This window comes from Caldisphaera sp., from assembly GCF_023256325.1.
Taxonomy (GTDB): Archaea; Thermoproteota; Thermoprotei_A; order Sulfolobales; family Acidilobaceae; genus Caldisphaera.
Genome location: NZ_JAGDXI010000007.1, coordinates 1 through 18,794 on the forward strand (window position 1 = coordinate 1; position 18,794 = coordinate 18,794).

Here is an 18,794-nt window from a genome sequence, read left to right on the forward strand (position 1 = left end):
CGATGAAAATTGGTTAAAGCATACCATAGTAATAAGAAATGGAACTGATGATCTTAGATTCATGTATTGGCATGTAACAATTAATACGTGGAAACCTGTAGAAAGGAAATATTAATTAACAAAATTTATAAATTTTCAACCAAATCAATATTTGATTAATATTAAAACATTTTATATTTATATTATCTACTTTAGTTCCAAAATAAACATATACCCTTTTGGAATGTTATTATAAAATAATATGATTATATATAAAAAGTCTTTTTATTATACTATACAAGGTGCTATAAATTGAGCGACGAAGTCGATATTTCAGTAATGATAGGAGGACCTCAAGGAGGTGGAATAGAGTCCTCTGGCCAAATGTTGGTAAGAACTTTTATGATTAAAGGCTATGATGTTTTTGGTATTAGAGAATATCATAGTAATATAATGGGTGCTCATAGTTATTATAATGTTAGATTTAAAAAAAATAGGCCAAGAAGCGTAAAGTTACCTGTAGATGGCTTAATTGCTTTAGACGCAGAAACTATATTTACACATTATAATGAAGTTTCGCCTAAAAGTTTTGTAGTTTATGATATTGATATACTAAATACGCCTATGGAAAGAATATCCCCTATGGAGCCTGAGGTTAAAGAAAGGGTAGGGGATGAGCTTAAAAAATTAGGAGTTGAACCTATAGCCTCGGAAGTGATAAAATATCTTTCTAACAATGGAATAAAAACAGTAGGATTACCTCTTAAAAATCTCTTAAAAACGACAGCTGAAAAATTAAAAACAAATGTCGTTTCAGTAGCTAAAACCGTTAATACAATGAGCATAACAGCTTCAGCGGCGTTATTAGGAATTGATGTAGAAACAATAGAGAAATCTATTAACTATTATTTTTATGGTAAAAAATCTGTAATAGATTCTAATGTAATGGCAGCAAAAGTAGCATATGATTATGTAAAGGAAAACTTCGGTATTGGTAACCCTATAGAAGACGGACCCAATAAAAATAAGAGTAGAATGGTTGCAACAGGTAATGATATAGTGGCTATGGGAAAACTTGCAGGAGGGCTAACTTTAGAAACCTATTATCCAATTACTCCTTCTCAAGATGAAGCTTTCTATCTAGGAGAACATAGATACTTTAAGCTAGATGAATGGGCTTCAAAAGAATTAGGAGTTGAAAAGCTAGGAGTATTAGTATTTCAAGCCGAAGATGAACTTGGAGCACTAAATATGGCTATTGGAGGGGCTTTAGCAGGAGCAAGAACAGCAACAACAACAAGTGGTCCAGGATTATCATTAATGAATGAAGCAATCAGTTTTTCTGTTATGGCTGAAGTACCCGTAGTGATAACAGTGTGGATGAGAGCAGGACCAAGTACAGGAGAAGCAACGAGACAAGGACAACAGGATTTACTTCATTCAGTATTTGCAGGTCACGGTGATACGCCAAAAATTGTTATAGCAAGTGGAGATCATATAGAAGCATATTATGATGCTATGAAGTCATTAAATTGGGCTGAAAAATACCAAACGCCAGTTATTCATTTAGTTGATAAATATATTGCTTCCAGCATGATGAGTTTCGATAGAGAAGATGTAGATCCTCAACTAGTCCCGATTGATAGAGGAAAATATATTACCGAAACAAAGAATGAAGACTACAAAAGATATGAGCTAACAGATGATTATATAAGTCCTAGGTCGCCTTTAGGAAAAAGACTTATGTGGGTAAGCAGTCTAACTCACAACGAATATGGTATGGTTACGGAAGATCCTATTACTAGAGAAAAAATGTTATTAAAAATTGCTAAAAAGATAGAAAATGCTGGAAAAGAAATACCTTTAAGCGAAAAGGTATCATTATATGGAGATCAAGATGCAAAGATAACAATAGTTTCATGGGGATCAGCGAAAGGACCAATATTAGATGCCATGGACCTTCTCAGGAAAGATGGTATAAAAACTAGATTCCTACATATAAGAATGATGTCTCCATTCCCATCAGAATATGTTACAAATATTTTAAATTCATCAGAACTTGTAGTTGATGTAGAAGCTAACGCTCTTTCACAGCTCGCTATGCTAGTTAAAATGAACACAGGATACGATATAAAGAAGAAAATAATTAAATTAACTGGTAGAACCATTATGGAACATGAGGCCTATAATGCATTGAAAATGGTAATTCAAAATAACCAAGATTTGGTGGTGATAAGAGATGGCGCGTAATTGGTCTGATTATAAAACGAATTCTTGGGTACAATGGTGCCCTGCATGTGGTAACTTTGGTATATTATTAGCGATGCAAAAAGCATTAGCTGAATTGGACTTACCGCCAGAAAAAACATCTATAGTTTCTGGAATAGGTTGCTCTAGTAGAATTCCTTACTATGTAAAAACATCGAATATACATACTTTGCACGGAAGACCGATACCTGTTGCAGAGGGCATAAAATTAGCTAATCCAGAGCAAACAGTAATTGTTGCAAGCGGAGATGGTGATTTGTTAGGTATTGGAGCTGGGCACTTCGTTGCATTGGGAAGAAGGAATATGCAGATTGCAATATTATTGCACGATAATGCTGTCTATGGATTAACAAAAGGTCAAGCAGCACCCACTCTTCCTTTATGGTTAAAAACTAAGGCATTAGATGCACCAAATATACAATCACAAATTAATCCGCTTCTATTAGCCTTTGCAAGCGGATATACTTTTATTGCAAGAGCATATGCCTATCATGTTGATCAATTAAAAGATCTAATAAAATTAGCAATAAATCATAAGGGAACAGCTTTAATAGACATATTGCAACCATGTCCAACATACAATGATATAATGTCAAAAGAATGGTATGAAAAGAGAATATATTATTTAACTTCTGCAGACCCTTCATGGGATCCAAATATTTCTTCACAAGAAGACTTTGATATGAAAGCACCTAAAATATTAGATAAGATGACTGAATGGGGAGAAAAGATACCACTGGGCATATTTTATAGGAACATATCAATCGAACCCCTTGAAACTAGAATAGAAAAAATATTGCCAGGATATTTGCAATATCCACCGGCTAAAAGACCTATTGATATCAAATCAAAACCAATAGTTCATCCATTTACAGAATTTAAAGACAGAATAGTACAAACATAACGTGAATACGATGAGCTATTTCATTAACATAATTAATTTAGATACAGGAGAAATAATGATTTCAATAGCAGATAAAGAAATAATGGGCAAAAAATTTGAAGATAAAGATATCATAATTGATGTATCTCCAAATTTTTATGGTAATAAATTAATTAACGAGGAAGAGGCTTTAATTTATTTGAAATCCGCTGATATACTTATATTAACAGGAAGCAATATAGTAAACAAAGCAATAAAAGAAGGTCTCGTTAATCCTGATTCCGTTTTAGAAATAAATGGAGTGAAACATGTACAGGTATTTAAGTTTTCATATTGACTTATTAATTTTTCATTTTGTTTATATAATATAGCTTTTATATGTTTTGGTTTTTATTTCTCTTCTGTATAACTAAACAATGGTGAGTACAATGGGAGATATAGTTGTGCTAATAAAACCAGCGTTAAACCCTGAGATGATAAGATCTTTACCTGACGGTGGAGTAGATTTTGATAACATACCACTAAAACTTTCAGATATAGATAGAAACGCAATTGAAGAAGCAAACAGGCTCAAAGAGACACTAAAAGGTAAAATATACTCTATTACGATATCAACTTGGGGCCCAATAAGCAAAAGAGACAAAGATATAAAAATGGCAATACAGGAAGGCTTAGCTAAGGGGGTTGATGAAGCGATATTATTAGAAGATGATTCAATAACGCCTGGAGATCAAGTCACTACGGCATCAGCCATTGTCTCTATTTTAAATAAATTCAATATAAAACCCGATTTAATATTAGCAGGAGAAGCAACAATTGATGGTTTCTCAGGCCAAGTTGCAGGAAGAGTTGCAGCAAAGCTAAACTTGCCATATATCAGCTTTGCTAGGAAGATAGATATCAACGGAAATAAAGTTGTAATTGAAAGAGATTTAGAAGATTATGTAGAAGTTGTCGAAACATCATTGCCAGCAGTAATAAGTGTTACAAGAGAAATAAACTCACCCAAACCTCCAACATTAATACAAATTAGAATGGCATCCAAGAAACCACAGCAAATAGTGAAACTTTCTGATCTAACTGGTGTATCAACTCAAAAGAAAAAATTAGTAGAAGCAAAAGTGTTAGCTGTTAAAAGAAAACAAACTATGATAGAAGGAAAATCCTTAGAGGAGGTTGCCGATAAATTGATAGAAATATTAGAACAAGAGGGTGTGTTGAAACATTAAGGTGATGATTATGGTAGAAGTAATTGTTGTGGTACAAAAGGAATCTGACGGATCTGAACTATTAACTTTAGCTAAAAAAGTAGGAGAACCGGTTGCCTTAACTTATGGAACCAATGAGGCAGAAAGGCTTACAAAATATTTTAATAAAGTTTATAAAATAAAAGAAGACGATCCTGAAAGCATTTTTACCGCCCTTAAGAATCTATACGATAAGTTTAACCCAAAGTTAATAATAGGAATGTCGAGCAAAAATCTTAAAGATGCTTTTTCAAGGCTTGCAGGAATCTATGACCTACCATTCGCCACCGACATATTTGATTTTAATGTGTCAGGTTCAAAAGTTACATATAAGAGAAGTTTCCTAAGCGGTAGAGCAGTTGAGAGCGAAGAAGCACAAATGCCAGTTCTCCTTCTAGCTTTACCTAGAAGAACGCAAAAATCAGAAGGAAATGTAAATGGAAGCATAGAAGAATTAAGTATAGAAAAGAAATCACAAATTGCAATTAAAGAAAGAAAAGAGAAAGTTAAAGGAGGAGTTAATTTAGAAACAGCAGAGTTTATTGTGAGCGTTGGTAGAGGATTCAAAAACAAAGAGGATCTTAAGCTTGCATTTGAATTAGCTGATCTTGTTGGAGCTCAAATTGGGTGCTCTAGACCCATAGCAGCAGACCTAAAATGGTTAACTGAAGATCATTGGGTCGGTTTGAGCGGAAAGAAGGTTGCTCCAAAAGTATATCTAATGTTTGGGATAAGTGGGGCACCTCAGCACCTAGCTGGAATTACTGATGCAAAAACAGTTATTGCCATTAATAATGATAAAACTGCACCAATATTTAAGAATGCAGATTATGGAATTGTTGCAGACCTTTATCAATTTATACCCATATTAATTAAGAAATTAAAAGAAAGACATTAGTGTTTTTTAATAATTAAAATATTTTTAATATCTTTTTATTTAATTATTAAAAATACATATTCAAATTTAAGAATACCTGAAATTAATTTTCATTTAGAAAAGGCGATAACAATGCTCAGAAAAGAAATATATTTTATACTCGGAGGCCCCCAAGGAGCCGGACTTGAGACAAGCTCGAGTGTTTTAACCAGTGCATTTACTTCAGAAGGATATGGTGTTATATCTGATAGAGAATATTATTCAAACATAATGGGTAGGCATAGCTACATACATGCAACAGTATCATCTATAAGAATTCCCAGAAGTTTAACTTATCCGGTAGATATAGTAGGAGCAATGGATGCTGAAACTGTATTTACCCATTTTAATGACCTAAGCAAAGATGGTTTTATTATATATGATTCAGGAACAGAGAACACAAAAATTCAACAAGTAATTAGCATGGAAAAAGAAGTTTATGAAAGAATAATGGAGTTCCTTAACAAAAATAACATAAACCAAGATATAAAAAGCCTTGTGAATTATGTAGAGAAAAATACAAAAATAACTCCAATAAAATTAGATTACAGAGGTATCTTAAATACATTAAGAGACAAATTCTCAATTAATTCTGTTGAGGCACAAAAATATAAAAGCAGCATATTAATTGGCGCTGTAGCAGGTTTGACTGATATTGATTCTCAATCCATAGCAACAGGCATTGAGCAAAGATTTAAAGGAAAGCAGAAAATTATAGATGCAAATAAATATATAGCAGATTTTGTAAAAGAAACAATACAAAAGCAATTCGGTAGCCAACTAAAATTAGATCATTCCTCAATAAATATGGACGAATTTATAGTATCAAGTGGTAATGACATAGTTGGAATGGGAAAAATTGTAGGAGGAGTTAGGTATCAATCTTATTATCCAATAACTCCAGCAGCTGATGAATCCGTGTTTTTAGAAGCACATCAAGCGATAAGTGTTAATGGGAAACCAATATCATCAATCGCAGTATTTCAGACTGAGGATGAGATAGCGGCTATTACTTCTGCTATAGGTTCAGCTTTAACTGGGGCTAGAAGCGCAACAGCAACAAGCGGTCCAGGTTATAGTTTAATGGTAGAAGGATTGGGTTGGGCTGGACATAATGAAGTTCCATTAGTTATAACGTATTATCAAAGAGGAGGACCCAGCACAGGTCTCCCAACTAGAGGAAGCCAAAGTGATCTCCTGTTTTCCCTCTATTCAAGCCACGGAGAATTTCCTAGGATAGTTATAGCAAGCGGAGATAATATGGAAGCTTTTTATGATTCTATAGATGCTTTTAACTTTGCAGAAAGATATCAATTACCAGTAATCCATCTTTTAGATAAATTCTTAGCAAACGTCATATCGACTACTCCATTACCTGATTTTAACCAGATAAAGATTGATAGAGGGATGCTTACATTTAATCCCAAAGTTAAAGGAGCCTATAAAAGATACGATTTATCCTCACCAATAAATGAGAGACCAGCACTTGGTAGCGGAGTTGTAATGTGGCATACCGGAGATGAACATAACGAATATGGGCATATAAGTGAAGATCCAAATAACAGAAGAGCAATGTATGAAAAAAGAATGAAAAAACTAGAAATAGCCGATAAGGAGATTCCAATTGAGAAGAGAGCCATTTACTATGGTGATGAAAATGCTGACTTCTTATTGATAGGCTGGGGATTTGTTAAAGGTGTAGCATTAGATGCAATAGAAGAATTAAAAGCCCAGGGTTTAAATGGAGCATATCTTCACCTGAAAATGTTTATACCATTCCCATCAAAATACGTCAAAGGAATATTAGATAAGTTCGATAATAACAGAGTAATCGACGTAGAACATAATATAATGGGACAAGCTGCACAAACTATAACAACAAATACAGGATATATAATCAATAAATTTATTTTGAAATATACGGGACGTCCAATTTATAGAATGGAATTAGTAAACGCAGTGAAGAATATTTTAAATAATAAATCTGATAGGGAGGTGTTAACATATGGCGAGTGAAGCAAAATACAAGACTGATGTTTGGGTAGATTGGTGCCCTGCATGTGGTAACTTTGGTATATTATTAGCAATGCAAAAAGCATTAGCTGAATTGGATTTACCGCCAGAAAAGATAGTTGACGTAAGCGGAATAGGCTGCAGCGGAAAAACATCTCATTTCTTATATGCTAATGGAGTTCACGGATTACATGGAAGGGGGATACCATTTGCTGAAGGAATTAAGATCGCAAACCCTGATTTAACAGTTATAGTAAATGCTGGAGATGGTGATTTATTAGGAATAGGAGCTGGACATTTTGTTGCTTTTGGTAGAAGAAACTTAAACATAAAGGTATTTTTACATGATAATCAAGTATACGGATTAACAAAGGGTCAGGCTTCACCAACATTAAAGAAAGGTGAAAAAGTAAAGGCTATGCCGGTTCCAAACATGCAAGACTGGGTAAACCCAATCTCAATAGCGCTTGCAAGTGGATTTACTTTCGTCGCAAGAGGCTATGCACTTTGGATTGATGATCTAAAAGAACTTATGAAGGCTGCAATTAAGCATAGAGGAGCTGCTTTATTAGATATATTACAACCATGCCCAACATATAATGATTTATATACACCAGACGTTTATAAAGACAAGCTCTACAAACTAAACTCAGATAAAACATGGGATCCATTTGTTAAAAAGGGAACAAAAGAGGAAATCGAAGAAAAGCTATCTAAAGCTTACATAAAATCTCAAGAATGGGGAGAAAAAATTCCTGTTGGAATTTTCTATGTCAATCCTTTTGTTGAAACATTTGAAGATAGGCTCTCCAAATTGAACCCTCTATACTCTGAGATCTCTCCATCAAAACAAAATATTGCAAAAGAAGATGGATCTCCAATAATTGGAATTGAAGATTTTAGAATAGCATTTAGCAATTATATAGTTAAAGTTAAAAATAAAAGATAAACTTTTATTTTTTCCATATTATTTTATTTTGGTGCAATTAAAATGAATGGCATGATAAAAATTTATTTTCATCCAACTTGCGCGACAAGCCATGAACTTATAGTAAATTTATATAATAAAGGATACTTAGATAAAGTTGAAATCTATAATTTATTAAAACCATTAGAAAATAGATTTGTTTGGAGTGTACCGTGGTTAGTAAAAGATAATGAACCTGTAGGGACAGACCCTATATCTGATGATGAAGTAATTAATATAATAGAAAATAAAGATATCACCATAGAAAATCCAGTAGAATCCTTTATGATGAGCATATTGCATAGCTCATATGCTTCATCTATAGCTATTTTACATAAAGACTTATCGTTACTAATAAGCGATTCTTTTATAAAAGCATCGATAAGATATGGTTACTCTGATGTTAATATAAGTGATTTAAAAAACGAATTAATAGAAAATAAAGATAAATTGTTCCAAGAATATAGAGACAAAATTAGAAGAGCTCTTTCAGTAAGTTTTGTAAGAGAGCTTTATTGGTCCAAATCGGGGAACATAGATTCAAATGATATAGTAAAATATTCCGATCCAACAATAGTTGGTCTATGGTTATTATCAAAAGGAAGTATAGGAAGAATAGGATTACCAAAGAAACCACTAATATTTGATGATATCGATGTAAAAGAAGTATCTGCGTTTGTCCAAAAAAGAGGTAAAGGATTACTAGAAAAAATAAAAGAAGAACAAGAAAATATATATAATGATAAATTATATTGGGAAATTCTAGAAAAATCTAAAAAAGATTTTTAAGGTAAAGCCTTTGAAAATTTAAGACCTATAGAATTAAGATCACCAATAACTTCATCTATAACACTTGGTTCTGGAGTCTCTACTAATACTTCAATTAGTGCAGTTCCAGGGTCAATCAAAGGAGTGATCCTGTCATGCCTAATATCTATAACATTCAATTTAGCAGCAGCTAATTTTTCTAATACCTTATCTAGCCAACCTGGTAAATCAGGTATTATACCGGTTAGTTTTATTATTCTACCACTTTTAGCTAATTCATAGTTCAAAATATTAGATATCCTTGTTATATCGACGTTTCCACCACTTATTAGAACTACAACATTTTTATTTTCAACATCTATTTTATTTTCTAACACAGCAGCAAGAGATGCAGCCCCTGCACCTTCAGCTAAAGTTTTAGCTCTCTCTAATAGCAAAAACATAGATCTTGCAACCTCAGAATCATTAACTTTAACTATGTCATCAACATATTCTTTTATAAATTCAAAGGTATAGTTTCCAGAGCCTTTAACTATAAGCCCATCCATTAATCCTGGTGGAGCTTCTTTTATATTGATTGGCTTTCCTTCCTTTAAGCCTCTAGAATATTTAGCAACATAACTTGGTTCAACACCTATAACCTTTACTTTATTTCCAAGTCTTTTCTTTAATACAATGGCGTTTCCAGAAATTAATCCACCTCCACCTATTGGTATAACAACTATATCTGGTTTTACCGGCATCTGCTGTAGTATTTCATGAGATATTGTACCTTGGCCCGATATAATTTTAAGATCATCATATGCGTGAATTAAATTATATCCTTTTTCTTTGCTTAATTCAACCGCCTTAGACATAGCGTCATCAAAATTCTTTCCATATAAAATAACTTCAGCTCCATATCCTTTTGTTGCATTTATTTTTGCTATAGGTGCAGTTTCAGGCATCACAATGATTGATTTTGTTTTTTGTAGCGTTGCGGCTAGAGCAACGCCTTGAGCATGGTTTCCAGCACTTGCTGCAATAACTCCTTTAAACTTTTCATCTCCTAATGACCATATCTTATAGTACGCACCCCTAATCTTAAATGATCCTGTTTTTTGCAAATTTTCTAATTTTAAAAATATCTTGCCTTTCGATAATTCTGAAAATGTTCTACTATAATCTAAAGGTGTTATATGAATTACATCCTTTAATATATCTAATGCTTTTATTGAATCCTGATATACTTGCTCTGAAACGTCCATAAATTTCACCTAGTATTATATTCAATTTTTAAATATTTAACGTTATCATAAAATAAAAAGTGGTATTATAGTTTATTTTATCATTTATTATATTTTTTCATTAATAAAAATAGTAATACTTTTTTAAGCAACAGATACAAAAATTAGACTCTTATATTTTTTTAAAATTTTTAAAAACATTTCAACATCTAATTCTTCAATACCATCTAAGCTATATTGGCCCGTTAGTAAAATTTCAACAAACCTTCTTTGCCACAAGTCTCCTAGAACATTATACCAAGACCTTCCTTCAGAATCTTTATTATATCTAAAAAGTAATGGAAGTTTAATAAACTTCCAAAAATATTGTGGTACTATTTGAAGGACTTCTTTTATCTCCTCGTTATCAAATTCGTGGAGCTCATTACTTGCTAATAAAATATTAGTTTTTCCATTAAATACCTCATTTAAGTTTATTTGCTCTTTCGGCCATAATTTTTGAGACTCACTTATATTTTCTAAGATCTTTTTTTGAATAGTCTTAATAGATTTATCATCGTGCTCCAAAGCTAGAATTACACCCTATGATAAATACCATATATCATAGCATGATCTTTATCAAATGGATCTAGATGAATTATATCTTTTATTTCAAACCCACCTTTTTCCAACTCTTGAGTTTCCATTTTATATATTTCTGTAGGTTCTTTAGTTACATCAATGCTTCTCGATTTTACTGCTAATAGCAAATATCCTCCTTCATTTAAGAAAAATTTTGCATTTCTTACGACTATTTGAGCTTGCTCTGGCTGCGCAACATCAGCATATAGACCATTTACTGTTTCTATCATATGGCGATAATTTTCAGGGAATCTTGCATCAGCAAGTATAGGGAAAATATTTCTTCTATCGTTAACTATTAAAAGCAAATCTCTAATAACTCTTGGTGAAAATTCTATGCCAAAGATTACTCCTTCATTACCAATTATATCGCTCATGTGACTTGCTGTTGTGCCGCTTGCTATTCCCAAATACAAAATCTTATCTTTTTCTTTAACAGGTAATTCTTCTAATCCTTTTAGAAGGGCAGCCGCTAATTTGCTCCTATAAGCATTCCATTCTCTATATTCTACTCCATTATATTGATAGAGTTTTTCTCCATAAACTCTTTGTCCTTTTACTAAATTTTTTGTTGCTAGCTTATATGTTCCATCTTCCTGCTCCACTATATATACGTTTTTCCAATTTTCATGTTCTTTAATTTCCATTTATATCACCTCCAATTTCTTCCATGCTTGAATTTAGATTTCCTACCTTTATTAGACGATTTTTGGAATGATTGTTTAGGCGTTTCTTTCTTTTTTGGAGGAGATGCATATATTTTCTTAATTTCTTCTATTCTTTTTTCAAGTTCTTCTTTAAGTTTATCTCCTATAAATCTTCCACTAAATGCATCTACCTTAGCTGCTATAGCTATTTTTGCTGCTAAAGCCCTTGCAATTTTACCCCTTTGCCATTTAGGACTTTTATAAATTTCAGGATACTGGAATATTATCCCATGTTTAGGTGGTCTACCTCCAGTTTTTAATGCCCTGAATAACGCTTTTTCTGCACCCAAGACTTGTATGGTACTGGCCGGCATTGTCGCTAGTCTTTCTAAGCCTCCGGCTATACTTATTAATCTGGCTCCTAATAATGGACCAACAAGCTCTGTTACATTTGGGGCAACCTCTTTCATGACGCTCGTTGCATATAAATCTAAATCCTTTCTTAAATTATACATTTGATTTGTTATTTTTGCAAGAGTTAACATAGCCTCAAGGTCTTTATCAGAGACATCAGCACCTATACTTTTCTTTGCAGATTCTTCAATTTTTTTGCTTTTATTTTCACTTACTCCCAATTCAACAAGTTTTTCTTTGGTAAAATTATTCCTAGAACCTAACTCTGAAACTAGCATTGCATATAGTTCATGGTCTTCAACTAAATCATTTAACTCGGGAAAATGTACGCTGTACCATTCCCTAAGTCTAGTTGCATAAAGATTAACGCTTTTATCTAAATCATCTATAGCTCTTATTGCTTGCGCTACTAATAAATCACGCTTTTGAGCAGCACCTCTTAGCATTCTTCTTGTAAATTCATAAATTATATTAAAATACCATCCATAAAATTCAGTTTCATCCTTTGTAAATTCATATTTAACAGCTTTTTTACTTAAGTCCTTCCTAAAGTTAATACTTATGGGATTTGCAGGATCTAAAATAGCTTTTAATCCATTTTGATTAATTACTTTGGCTTCTGACTCTGATTCAACAACTACTTCATCAGGATTTTTTTCTTTCAACTTGCCTAATAATTTTAAAAAAGTTTGGGATACTTCATTCTTATATATTTTAGTAATTTCATCTATTGCTTCATCATAATTTTTTGGAATAAGTTCATATAAAACAACGTCTCCTTTATCGTCTAATCCATAACTACCGTTAATCGTGTCGACGATATAAATTCTCAACCTTTCATACCCCTGCTTACTTCACTATTATTGATTACTTATTCATCCTAATAAATTCATAACTAACAACCACATTGAAATTTTTAATAAACTTTAAAAACAGATTTTCTGATAAAGAGAAAGGTTTTATCATCGTTTTTGCATACTTAACTATGCAATTAATTGAAATTTTTAAATTACATAATAATCAACGAGAAAGCATTTTCAATTCTATATAAAATAATATACCTAAAGCTTTTAAATTTTTCAATAAACAATAAACTGGGTGAAAAAATGCCTACACATGGATCTATGACAAAGGCAGGTAAAGTAAGAAAAGCAACACCAAAAATTGAACCTAAAGGAAAGAAAAATTTGTCTCCTAGAATTAAAAATAGAAAGGAATACATTAAAAGAGTAGAAAAAGCAGAAAAAGCAAGAAGCTAAATTAAATCTTATTTTTGGTGCTTAAATTGAAAAAAAATGAGTTTTATTATGGATATTATGGAGTAGTTGCTGATAAGCTAAAATCCGCCAACGCTATTCCTGGAGATGTTATATCTATAGATGATAATGAATCTCATTACAAAGGTACTCTTATGCCTAAAAACGAATTTTCTAAAGAGGATATAATAGTTATAAAATTAGATAATGGATATAACGTCGGAGTAAAAATAAAAGAGGATACAGAAGTAAAACTTTTAGAAAGAGGTCATTTAACATCTCATCCAGGAGAGCCAGTAAAGCTCATGGAAAATGAGATTGTACCACCTGAAGGAAAAAGGGTACTTATATTAGGAACAGGAGGAACAATAGCAAGCAGGGTTGATTATGAAACCGGCGCAGTGAAACCATATCTAGACCCTAATGAATTAATAGCTGCTGTTCCTGAAGTCTTAAACTACACAAGCATTGATGCTGAGGAAATTTTATCAATATTTAGCGAAGATATGAATCCAAAATACTGGGAAACAATAACATATAACATTTTTAAAAAATTTGACGAATACGATGGAATAATAGTAGCCCATGGTACAGATACAATGGCATATACTGCATCTGCTGTTGCATTTACATTTCATAAAGGTCTTAAAGGTCCTATAGTTTTTACAGGTTCGCAAAGGAGCAGTGACAGACCAAGTAGCGATTCTTCTTTTAATATAATATCTTCTGCAATTGTTGCATCTAAAGCACCTTTTGGAGAGGTCAGCGTTGTGATGCATGGAGAAACCTCTGATTCCTATGCCTTAGCACATAGAGCCACAAAGGTGAGAAAAATGCACACAAGTAGAAGAGATGCGTTTCAATCAATAAATGATATTCCATTAGCTCGAATTTATCCATTTGATGGCAAGCTAGAAATACTAAATAAAAACTATAAGGAAAAGAGCCCTTTTAATAATCCAGAATTTGGATTTGATGAAAAAGTCGCTCTATTAAAATATTATCCTGGTATGAATAGCGATGTAATTGATTTTTTAATAGACAATAAATATCATGGCATAGTCATAGAAGGTACGGGCTTTGGTCATATTAGCAACAGATTAATTTATTCCTTAGAGAGAGCATATGAATCTGACATCCCTGTTGTAATTACAAGTCAAACGATATTTGGTAGGGTTAACTTAAGTGTTTATAGTACAGGGAGAAAAATGTTACAAGCCGGTGTAATACCTGGGGAAGATATGTTAGCTGAAACAGCTTATGTAAAGCTTTCCTGGGTTTTATCAAGAACAAGAGATAAAGATGAAGTGAGAAGACTAATGCTAACGAATTTAGCAGGAGAGATCAACCCTAGGCATGAACTAAAATTATACCCAAGGTGGTATCATGGATGAAATAAATATTGATTATAATAAATTGGGATTAAAAGTTGGTTTAGAAATACACCAACAATTAAACACTAAAAGTAAATTATTCTGTAATTGTCCTACAGAACTTACTGATGAGCCTGGAGAAGAATTTATAAGAAGATTGAGACCAACAAGAAGTGAAACTGGAGAAGTTGACATCGCTGCGTTATTTGAGTGGAGAAAAAATAGAGCATATAGATACGAAGCTCCACAAAATCATTATTGTCTTGTTGAATCCGATGAGGAACCTCCTCACGAAATTAACAAAGAGGCAATAATAATTGCATCATCTATTGCGCTTGCACTAAATTCCAACTTGGTTGGAGAAGTCCATACTATGAGAAAAATAGTCATAGATGGCAGCAATACCTCTGGATTTCAGAGAACAGCAATAGTTGCATTAAACGGGTTTTTAGGAGTAAAAGGGAAAAAATATGGAATAGAAACTATAGCTGTAGAAGAAGATGCGGCAAGAAAAATAAAAGAAAGCGGAAAAGAAATAACATATAGATTAGATAGATTAGGTATACCTCTAATAGAAATATCAACTTCTCCAGATATTCATGATCCACAAGAAGCAAGAGAAGTAGCTTTAGCTATAGGCAGATTATTAAGACTTACAGGAAAAGTAAAAAGAGGATTAGGAACTATTAGGCAGGATTTAAATGTAAGCATTATTGGAGGTGCAAAAACTGAAATAAAAGGCGTACAAAAATTAGATCTAATAGAAAAAATAATTAGCTATGAGGCTCTTAGGCAACTAAATCTTTTAAAATTAAAAGATGAACTAACTAAAAGAGAACTAACTAAAAATAATTTTGATAATATAAATATTGTAGACTTAACAAATATATTTATTAGCACGAAAAGTAAAATAATAAAGAACAAAATAGAATCTGGTGGAAAAGTTTTAGGGATAAAGCTAGAAAAAATGAAAGGTCTGATTGGATTTGAGCTCATGCCTAATAGAAGGTTTGGAACAGAGCTTGCAGATTACGCAAGATTCTACGCTGGTATAGAAGGATTATTCCATAGTGATGAGTTACCAAACTATGGAATAACTGAGCAAGAAGTCGAAAAAGCGTATGATTTATTAAAGGCCAATCGCGAATCTGATGCATTTATAATAATTGCAGATGAAGAAACAAAATGCATAAAAGCAATTAACACAATAATAGATCGAATTAAAGTAGCATTTGATGGAGTTCCTGAAGAGACAAGAGGAGCCAATGAAGATGGTACAACGAAATATTTAAGACCAAGACCTGGAAAAGAGAGAATGTATCCTGAAACAGATATAAAACCTCTTTACATTAATTATGATATAATAAAGGAGGCTGAAAAACTTAAACCCGAACCTGTAGAGAAAAAGCTAAAAATGCTTATAGAGAAATATAAATTCAGTCAAGAGCTTGCAGAAAAAGTAATTAATGATATAAATTTAGGTTTTATAGAAGAATTAATTAATAAATACGGCAACAGGGTTCAACCATCATTTATCGCTTCATTATTTGTAAGTATATTCAAAGGGCTTAGGTCTAAAGGTATTGATGTCGACTTGCTAGATGAAAGCAAAATAGAAAGCATCGTAAAATTATTAGCTGAAGGAAAAATTGCCAAAGAGGCTGTGGAAGAGATTATCGAGAGGGCAACAAAGCAACAAGATAAAAATATTGATGAGATTGTAAATGAGATGGGAATAAAAACAATTAGTATTGAAGAGGCCAAGAAAATAATTGATGAGATTGTAAATTCAAACAAAGATTTGATATTAACTAAAGGTGAGAGATCTATGAGTATTTTAATGGGAAGGGCTATGGAAAAATTAAGAGGTAAAATTGATGGGAAAACAGTATCTGAACTCTTAAAATCTAAAGTAGATAATATTTTAAATAATTCAGAAAAATAATTATTAAAAGGAAAAACATATTTTAAACTCTGTATATTTAGATTACAATTAGAAGGGCCCGTAGCTCAGCTAGGATAGAGCGGCGGACCAGCATAGATGCTGGGTCGAGGCTCCAGACCCGTAGGTCGGGGGTTCGAGTCCCCTCGGGCCCACCACATTTTATAAGGTGTTAAAGCATGGGTAGGACATTCCCTAATAATCCGTTGGTAGGCGTTGGAACATTATTAATTAGAGGTTCTGAAATATTACTTATAAAAAGATTTAATAGTCCAGAAAAAGGAAAATGGGCAATTCCTGGGGGTCATGTGGAACTAGGAGAAAGATTATTAGATGCTGCAAAAAGAGAATTTCTTGAAGAAACTGGTATAGATACAGAGCCTTTAGGTGTTGTTAATGTTGATGAAATTATAACAAGAAATTCATTAAACGAAGTTCTATTTCATTATATATTAGTAACAATTTTAATGAAAGACAACGGTAAAATACCAGTTGCAGGAAGTGATGCTATGGATGCAAAATTCTTTAATATAAGACAAGCTGAATCGCTTGATGATATATCTATCACTACAAAAGGATTAATTAAAAAAATTTTATCTAACAAAATAAATTTAAATATGCCAATTCCAGTTATAACTTCATCACCATATTAAAAATATTATACATAGCTCTCTACAAAAAAGGTTATAACTTCTATGGTCTTAAATATTTCAATACTTTATAAGTGATCATTCAGAGCAATAAGAATATATTTCTGCTACATAATGAACTATCTTTCCTAGTCCATAATAGTCTGTATATACATAGTAAGCATCTTTGTCTAATGACAACAAATTATATCTATTATTTAAATCTTTTAATATAATTAATTGTATACCGTATTTTTCCTCTTTATTTGAAACTTTAACTTCTCCATTCATACCATTTAATAACAGAAATATCCCTTTGCTTTCTAATGATATAGCTATTCCTTTTTTAATAATATATTCTTGATCAACATAAATTACCTTCTTCTTATTACGATTAATTTTACAAGCATCTATCCATTCTGAACCAGCAATTTTATAGTATTGTATGGGCGGCTCAGAATCAACAACTTCTGAATTAACAACTACAGAACCTATGCCAAGGGTGTATCTAATTTTTTTATTTAAATCAATAATTACTATAGATGGTTGAGTTATTAAAAAACCTTCATTGTAAACAACCCAATTTATAAATTCTTTCATTTCATTATATTCTAGTTTTGCTATTTTGGATATGTCTATAGCATAATAATTGTTGTCAATTCTTGGCATTTTTTCTCCCAATACCATAAATATCGCAGAGCGTATTATGCTTTTAATAACCTAATTCAAAAATCGCATTGCAATTCTTTAATTGGAAAAATTGATTAATATTTATAACTTGTAAAATTAATGAGAAAAAAGGAGAGGTTGAGGCTTACGGGTCTACTAAGCTATAAGGGCTTTAAGCTAGTTTTATCAGTTACGTTAGCTCTGATAACATATGCAGTAGGATTAAGCTTAGCTATAGCTTTGAAAGGCCCAATATATTTGCCAATAATAGCAGCATTAGTTGTGGGTTTTTTGACCTACAAATCATCTGACGCTGCATCAAAGGAACTAATGTACTATATAAATAATTTATATCAAAAAATAAACGAAATAAATAGTGAATATGATATCGAATTAACACAGGATAATGATGAGGAAAAAGAACTTATAAGCAATGATGAGGAAAATCTATTTATGGTCCATAACTTAATTAAAAGTATTACAAACGAAATCAATAAAGACGTAAAAGAAGTTATCATGGAAATATATAGAGGTGATTTGGCTATGATCTACCCAGAAATTAATATCCTAGATAATGATAACGATATTAGCAATGATCTTTCATACAATTATCCTCAGGAAGGGTCAACTGCAGATTATCTAAATGGAAATTTAATTATCAGGATGAGATATGAGGATTTTGATAATTTATTATCAAGCCTTAAAAAAGGAGATGGAGAAATAGCAGTATTTTCTAATTTAAACGAATTAAGATCATTGTATAATATCACTAAAATAATTACAAAAGCCACATTAGAAGAAGATTCTGATGAACTCGTTTCGTACATAACTTATAAAGCCATAATATCGTTGAAAAGGAAAGGAGCAATAAACATATCAGATAATATAATCGAAGAAATACCGTTTGAAAGCAAAGAACTAAGAAAAAAGATCAAAGAGCAAATAAAAGAAGAGAGAGGAGCACTTTATTAAGGTG

General features: G+C 32.0%; 19 protein-coding genes and 1 tRNA gene. 15 read left to right on the forward strand and 5 right to left on the reverse strand.

The window, feature by feature from the left end:
- The 9 genes from Q0C16_RS00955 to Q0C16_RS00995 all read left to right on the forward strand — a co-directional run.
- Positions 1 to 115 (forward strand): hypothetical protein (locus tag Q0C16_RS00955; protein WP_292319200.1); only part of this gene is annotated, 115 nt, incomplete at its 5' end.
- A gap of 176 nt (positions 116 to 291) precedes the next feature.
- Complete coding sequence (locus Q0C16_RS00960) at positions 292 to 2,229, forward strand: 2-oxoacid:ferredoxin oxidoreductase subunit alpha (protein WP_292319168.1); 1,938 nt, start codon at positions 292 to 294, stop codon at positions 2,227 to 2,229.
- Positions 2,219 to 3,151 (forward strand): 2-oxoacid:ferredoxin oxidoreductase subunit beta, encoded by a 933-nt coding sequence (locus Q0C16_RS00965; protein WP_292319169.1) that lies wholly within the window; start codon positions 2,219 to 2,221, stop codon positions 3,149 to 3,151. The genes Q0C16_RS00960 and Q0C16_RS00965 overlap by 11 nt, the downstream gene beginning before the upstream one ends.
- Positions 3,152 to 3,161: 10 nt before the next feature.
- Entirely contained in the window at positions 3,162 to 3,467 is a 306-nt protein-coding gene (locus Q0C16_RS00970) for a DUF424 family protein (RefSeq protein ID WP_292319170.1), read from the forward strand.
- Between the two features lie 91 nt (positions 3,468 to 3,558).
- Entirely contained in the window at positions 3,559 to 4,359 is an 801-nt protein-coding gene (locus Q0C16_RS00975; protein WP_292319171.1) for an electron transfer flavoprotein subunit beta/FixA family protein, read from the forward strand.
- A gap of 10 nt (positions 4,360 to 4,369) precedes the next feature.
- On the forward strand, positions 4,370 to 5,275 hold the full coding sequence (locus tag Q0C16_RS00980) for an electron transfer flavoprotein subunit alpha/FixB family protein (RefSeq protein WP_292319172.1): 906 nt from the start codon (positions 4,370 to 4,372) through the stop codon (positions 5,273 to 5,275).
- 111 nt (positions 5,276 to 5,386) lie between these two features.
- Positions 5,387 to 7,309 carry a 2-oxoacid:ferredoxin oxidoreductase subunit alpha gene (locus tag Q0C16_RS00985; RefSeq protein ID WP_292319173.1) on the forward strand — a complete coding sequence of 641 codons (1,923 nt, stop codon included), beginning with the start codon at positions 5,387 to 5,389 and terminating at the stop codon, positions 7,307 to 7,309.
- A complete protein-coding gene (locus Q0C16_RS00990; RefSeq protein WP_292319174.1) occupies positions 7,299 to 8,255 on the forward strand; it encodes a 2-oxoacid:ferredoxin oxidoreductase subunit beta in 957 nt (318 codons plus the stop codon). Before Q0C16_RS00985 ends, Q0C16_RS00990 begins: the two co-directional genes overlap by 11 nt.
- A 42-nt stretch (positions 8,256 to 8,297) precedes the next feature.
- Complete coding sequence (locus Q0C16_RS00995; protein WP_292319175.1) at positions 8,298 to 9,062, forward strand: hypothetical protein; 765 nt, start codon at positions 8,298 to 8,300, stop codon at positions 9,060 to 9,062.
- Here Q0C16_RS00995 and ilvA read toward each other — a convergent pair.
- The 4 genes from ilvA to Q0C16_RS01015 form a co-directional block, all read right to left on the reverse strand.
- On the reverse strand, positions 9,059 to 10,288 hold the full coding sequence (gene ilvA / locus Q0C16_RS01000; protein ID WP_292319176.1) for a threonine ammonia-lyase: 1,230 nt from the start codon (positions 10,286 to 10,288) through the stop codon (positions 9,059 to 9,061). The genes Q0C16_RS00995 and ilvA overlap by 4 nt on opposite strands.
- 123 nt (positions 10,289 to 10,411) lie before the next feature.
- Positions 10,412 to 10,834: a DUF61 family protein gene (locus Q0C16_RS01005; protein ID WP_292319177.1), complete on the reverse strand. Its 423-nt coding sequence runs from the start codon at positions 10,832 to 10,834 to the stop codon at positions 10,412 to 10,414.
- A gap of 8 nt (positions 10,835 to 10,842) precedes the next feature.
- Positions 10,843 to 11,535, reverse strand: coding sequence for a fibrillarin-like rRNA/tRNA 2'-O-methyltransferase (locus tag Q0C16_RS01010; RefSeq protein WP_292319178.1), 693 nt, complete (start codon positions 11,533 to 11,535; stop codon positions 10,843 to 10,845).
- A gap of 5 nt (positions 11,536 to 11,540) precedes the next feature.
- On the reverse strand, positions 11,541 to 12,782 hold the full coding sequence (locus Q0C16_RS01015) for a C/D box methylation guide ribonucleoprotein complex aNOP56 subunit (protein WP_292319179.1): 1,242 nt from the start codon (positions 12,780 to 12,782) through the stop codon (positions 11,541 to 11,543).
- A gap of 273 nt (positions 12,783 to 13,055) precedes the next feature.
- Between Q0C16_RS01015 and Q0C16_RS01020 the strand changes: the two genes are divergently transcribed.
- From Q0C16_RS01020 to Q0C16_RS01040, 5 genes are all read left to right on the forward strand, one after another.
- Positions 13,056 to 13,208 (forward strand): 30S ribosomal protein S30e, encoded by a 153-nt coding sequence (locus tag Q0C16_RS01020; RefSeq protein WP_292319180.1) that lies wholly within the window; start codon positions 13,056 to 13,058, stop codon positions 13,206 to 13,208.
- Positions 13,209 to 13,303: 95 nt separating this feature from the next.
- On the forward strand, positions 13,304 to 14,599 hold the full coding sequence (gatD, locus tag Q0C16_RS01025; RefSeq protein ID WP_367117870.1) for a Glu-tRNA(Gln) amidotransferase subunit GatD: 1,296 nt from the start codon (positions 13,304 to 13,306) through the stop codon (positions 14,597 to 14,599).
- Positions 14,592 to 16,523, forward strand: coding sequence for a Glu-tRNA(Gln) amidotransferase subunit GatE (gene gatE / locus Q0C16_RS01030; RefSeq protein ID WP_292319182.1), 1,932 nt, complete (start codon positions 14,592 to 14,594; stop codon positions 16,521 to 16,523). The genes gatD and gatE overlap by 8 nt, the downstream gene beginning before the upstream one ends.
- Before the next feature lie 54 nt (positions 16,524 to 16,577).
- A tRNA-Trp gene (locus Q0C16_RS01035) sits at positions 16,578 to 16,678 on the forward strand.
- Positions 16,679 to 16,699: 21 nt separating this feature from the next.
- Positions 16,700 to 17,173, forward strand: coding sequence for an NUDIX hydrolase (locus Q0C16_RS01040; protein ID WP_292319183.1), 474 nt, complete (start codon positions 16,700 to 16,702; stop codon positions 17,171 to 17,173).
- A gap of 75 nt (positions 17,174 to 17,248) precedes the next feature.
- Here the strand turns inward: Q0C16_RS01040 and Q0C16_RS01045 are convergent, their stop codons facing one another.
- The gene (locus Q0C16_RS01045; RefSeq protein WP_292319184.1) at positions 17,249 to 17,818 is read right to left on the reverse strand and encodes a hypothetical protein; all 570 of its coding nucleotides are present in this window, start codon (positions 17,816 to 17,818) and stop codon (positions 17,249 to 17,251) included.
- A gap of 120 nt (positions 17,819 to 17,938) precedes the next feature.
- Here Q0C16_RS01045 and Q0C16_RS01050 point away from each other — a divergent pair, with 120 nt between their 5' ends.
- Positions 17,939 to 18,790, forward strand: a complete 852-nt coding sequence (locus Q0C16_RS01050) for a hypothetical protein (RefSeq protein ID WP_292319185.1) — start codon at positions 17,939 to 17,941, stop codon at positions 18,788 to 18,790.
- Positions 18,791 to 18,794 lie beyond the last annotated feature (4 nt).

Coding starts and splice junctions, on each gene's coding strand:
- Q0C16_RS00965 (WP_292319169.1), top strand. CDS start 2,219: ATGGCGCGTAATTGGTCTGATTATAAAACGAATTCTTGGGTACAATGG.
- Q0C16_RS00970 (WP_292319170.1), top strand. CDS start 3,162: ATGAGCTATTTCATTAACATAATTAATTTAGATACAGGAGAAATAATG.
- Q0C16_RS00975 (WP_292319171.1), top strand. CDS start 3,559: ATGGGAGATATAGTTGTGCTAATAAAACCAGCGTTAAACCCTGAGATG.
- Q0C16_RS00980 (WP_292319172.1), top strand. CDS start 4,370: ATGGTAGAAGTAATTGTTGTGGTACAAAAGGAATCTGACGGATCTGAA.
- Q0C16_RS00985 (WP_292319173.1), top strand. CDS start 5,387: ATGCTCAGAAAAGAAATATATTTTATACTCGGAGGCCCCCAAGGAGCC.
- Q0C16_RS00990 (WP_292319174.1), top strand. CDS start 7,299: ATGGCGAGTGAAGCAAAATACAAGACTGATGTTTGGGTAGATTGGTGC.
- Q0C16_RS00995 (WP_292319175.1), top strand. CDS start 8,298: ATGAATGGCATGATAAAAATTTATTTTCATCCAACTTGCGCGACAAGC.
- ilvA (WP_292319176.1), bottom strand. CDS start 10,288: ATGGACGTTTCAGAGCAAGTATATCAGGATTCAATAAAAGCATTAGAT.
- Q0C16_RS01010 (WP_292319178.1), bottom strand. CDS start 11,535: ATGGAAATTAAAGAACATGAAAATTGGAAAAACGTATATATAGTGGAG.
- Q0C16_RS01020 (WP_292319180.1), top strand. CDS start 13,056: ATGCCTACACATGGATCTATGACAAAGGCAGGTAAAGTAAGAAAAGCA.
- gatE (WP_292319182.1), top strand. CDS start 14,592: ATGGATGAAATAAATATTGATTATAATAAATTGGGATTAAAAGTTGGT.
- Q0C16_RS01040 (WP_292319183.1), top strand. CDS start 16,700: ATGGGTAGGACATTCCCTAATAATCCGTTGGTAGGCGTTGGAACATTA.
- Q0C16_RS01045 (WP_292319184.1), bottom strand. CDS start 17,818: ATGCCAAGAATTGACAACAATTATTATGCTATAGACATATCCAAAATA.
- Q0C16_RS01050 (WP_292319185.1), top strand. CDS start 17,939: ATGAGAAAAAAGGAGAGGTTGAGGCTTACGGGTCTACTAAGCTATAAG.